Origin of the sequence: Azospirillum sp. B506, assembly GCF_000333595.1 — a bacterium.
Classification (GTDB): domain Bacteria; phylum Pseudomonadota; class Alphaproteobacteria; order Azospirillales; family Azospirillaceae; genus Azospirillum.
Window position 1 is genome coordinate 1 of the sequence record NZ_BADK01000860.1, and the last position, 3,088, is coordinate 3,088.

Consider the following 3,088-nt stretch of genomic DNA (forward strand, 5'->3'; position numbering starts at 1 on the left):
GACGCTCGACCCGATCGCCGCCCGTAGCCGCGCCTGGGTGCGGGAGGGGGAGCGCGGGCGCGTGATGCCGGCTCCCGACTTCGCCTACGACACGCCGGACCCGGTGACGGGCGGCATCTGCACCGCCGACATGCTGGACATGTTCAGCGGCGCCCTCGACCGCTTCGACTACACGCTGGTGACGCGGCGTGAGATGTACATGCCGTACAACTCCCACCGGCTGACCAACCCCAGCCTGACGATGCGGGACATCCTGTGGCCGCACCACCCCAACCCGCAATTCCTGCGCTATGAGATGCACCGGGTCTGGGTGGTCGACGCCCGGCTGAAGCCGAACTTCAAGCACGCCCTGCCCGACCGCACCTATTACCTGGACGAGGACAGCTGGCAGATCCTGGCGTCGGAGCATTATGACGGCAAGGGCGTGCTTCTGCGCTACGCCGAGGCGCATCCGCTGCCGCACTGGCAGGTCCCGGCCCTGGTGCCGTCGGTAGAATTCGCCTTCGACCTGACGGCCGACCGCTACACCGCCCGCGGTCTGGAGAACGGCCTGCCCCCGCCGCGCTTCGACGCCCCGCTGAAGCCGGAGGACTTCACTCCCGACGCCCTGGTCCGCCGCGGCCGGCGGGGATGAGGGACACCGGGCCGACGCGGCGTCGGGCCGTCACATCGATCCGGCCTGCCGCACCTCGTGAACCTCGGCCGGCCGGGTGGCGTGGCGACTCAGGATCTCCAGGGCGATGCGTTCGCGCGCGGCGTCGCCGACAGTGATCCACAGCAGGATGCCACCCTTGTCGAGATGCTGCAGCATCGGCTCGTTGCGCTTGTCGGTGATCCATTGCGACAGGAAGGACCCCGCCGCCCCGCTGCCGACACCCGCCGCCGCAGCAGCCGCCGCGGCGGCGAGCGCCGTCCCGCCGGTCGCCAGCACGGCACCGGTGGCGATGATCGCACCGACATAGGCGGGGAAGCCGACGGCGGCACCCTGGCCGCTGCCGATATCCTCCGGCGAGATGTAGGCTTGGCGCGGCGCATCGGGATCGTGGGCGAGACTGCCGACATCGCCCGGCACGTCGCCCAGCCGCTCGCGGATGGTCTCGTCATTGGCCAGCAGGCTCAGCTCATGGCGCTGGAAGCCGGCCAGGCTCAGATCGTCGATGGCGCTCTGCAGGGCGTTGCGGCTGTCGAAGACCGCCACGGCCTCACGGACCGTGGCATCGGTTCCGGTGCTTCCGGTATCTCCCGTCCAGGCACTTGAATCGATCGTGGTCGGGTTCTGGTCGCGGCTGTCGATCATGCCTCCACCCCTTCGCTTGGCAGGTAGTCCGAACAATCCGAATCCAACCGTAAAGCGGGGGTGAGGTTCCGCTCAGGAGTGCGATGCCGCGGCAGGAGGCACCACGCCGCGCGGTTCCGGCATGGCGCCGAGGAACCACCAGAGCCCCAGGGCGATCAGCACCGCCTTCACCAGCAGGAACAGCGCGACGTGGCGGGCAAGCGGGTTGCGGAGCATGAGGGGTCAACCTGTCGATGCAAAGCTGTGGCGCCCGGCGCTGCGATGAAGGCCGATCTGGCAAAAGCACCGGTCTTTTGGCTAGTATCCGGCACCCCTGCTGTCAAGGAAGGACACCCGCCATGAAGCGGCTCCTGCTCGCCACCCTGTTCGCCGCCGGCCTGTCCGCCGGCTCCGCCGCCCCGGCCCTCGCCCAGATCAGCCTGTTCCAGGACACCGGTCTGATGCAGGCGGTCAATGACGGCGACGTCGCCAAGACCAAGGGCGCCCTTTTGCGGGGCGAGAACGCCAATCAGGCCGACATTCATGGCAAGACCGCGCTGCTGTCTGCCGTCGACCGCTCCAGCCCGGCCATCGCCGCCCTGCTGCTCGACAACGGCGCCAACGTCAACCGCGCCGACAAGGCTGGCAACACCCCGCTGCTGGTCGCGGCGGAAAACGGCAATCCGGAGATGATCGATCTGCTGTTGAAAAAGGGCGCCAAGGTCGATCTGGAAAACCGCGAGGGCATGACGCCACTGATGGTCGCCGCGCGCAGCGGCCGGGCCGACGTGGTGGACCGGCTGCTGAAGGCGGGAGCCAAGGTCGACCGTTCCGATTTCACCGGCCGCACCGCGCTGAACTGGTCGCAGGAAAGCCGCAACGCCCGCGTCGGCACCCTGCTGCGCCAGGCCGGCGCCCGCTGATCGGCACCCGCTGACGCACGGCTTCCACACCGCGGAGTTTCCATGTTCGGTTCGGCCTTCGGCGGTCCCGGCCCGCTGCTGCTCCTGCTGCTGGCGCTGGGGATCGACGCGCTGTTCGGCGACTGGCTCGACCGCATCCTGCCCGATCCGGCGGGGCTGGCCCGGCGATTCTGCAATGCCGCCGACGCCCGGTTGAACCGGGCGGAGCGCGGCAAGTCGGCCCAGGTGATCCGCGGGGCGCTGGTGGTGCTGGCGCTGCTGCTGATCGCCATCACGGCCGGGCTGCTGGTGGAGTGGATCGGCTCCATCGGCCGCGGCTGGATGGTGGAACTGCTGGCCCTGCTCTGCGGCCTGCGCGGCCGTGCGGCCTGGACCCGTGTGCGGGCGGTGCGCCGCGCCCTGGAAAGCGGCGGCATCGTCGCCGGACAGGAGGCGATCCAGTCGCTGACCCGCCGCCATGTCTATGGCCTGGACGAGCATGGCGTCGCCCGCGCGGCGGTGGAGGCTGCGGCCCGCGCCTTCGACCGCAAACTGGTGGCGCCGGTGTTCGGCTATGCCCTGCTCGGCGTGCCGGGGCTGTTCGTCTGGACGGCGATGGACGGAGCCGACGCGGCCCTGGGCAGCCCCGGTGTCCGCCATGGCCGCTTCGGCTCGACCGCGGCGACGCTGGACGATGCGCTGAATGCCCTGCCCGCCCGGCTGGCCGGCCTGTTGCTGGCGCTCGCCGCCCCCTTCATCGGCACCGCCAAGGCCAGCGCCGCCCTGCGCGCCCTCGGCCGCGACGCCCGCAAGCACCCGTCGCTGAACATGGGCTGGCCCATCGCCGCCATGGCCGGCGCGCTGGGGCTGGCGCTTGGTGGTCCGCACCGCGACGGCGGCGTGGTCATCA

At 70.6% G+C, this 3,088-nt stretch carries 5 protein-coding genes; 3 read left to right on the top strand and 2 right to left on the bottom strand.

Annotation, left to right across the window (positions count from 1 at the left end):
• The coding region (locus I71_RS26665) for a DUF1329 domain-containing protein (protein WP_042701090.1) at positions 1-634 on the top strand (634 nt) is incomplete at its 5' end.
• 30 nt (positions 635-664) lie between these two features.
• Here the strand turns inward: I71_RS26665 and I71_RS26670 are convergent.
• The gene (locus tag I71_RS26670) at positions 665-1,297 is read right to left on the bottom strand and encodes a hypothetical protein (RefSeq protein WP_049976349.1); all 633 of its coding nucleotides are present in this window, start codon (positions 1,295-1,297) and stop codon (positions 665-667) included.
• A gap of 72 nt (positions 1,298-1,369) precedes the next feature.
• The gene (locus I71_RS38950) at positions 1,370-1,513 is read right to left on the bottom strand and encodes a hypothetical protein (RefSeq protein ID WP_199902265.1); all 144 of its coding nucleotides are present in this window, start codon (positions 1,511-1,513) and stop codon (positions 1,370-1,372) included.
• A 122-nt stretch (positions 1,514-1,635) separates the two neighbouring features.
• On the opposite strand from I71_RS38950, the gene I71_RS26675 reads away from it, so the two are divergent.
• Both I71_RS26675 and I71_RS26680 read left to right on the top strand, forming a co-directional pair.
• Positions 1,636-2,199 carry an ankyrin repeat domain-containing protein gene (locus I71_RS26675; protein WP_042701092.1) on the top strand — a complete coding sequence of 188 codons (564 nt, stop codon included), beginning with the start codon at positions 1,636-1,638 and terminating at the stop codon, positions 2,197-2,199.
• 42 nt (positions 2,200-2,241) lie between these two features.
• Positions 2,242-3,088, top strand: an 847-nt coding sequence (locus I71_RS26680) for a cobalamin biosynthesis protein (protein WP_042701094.1), incomplete at its 3' end; no start/stop codon positions are given.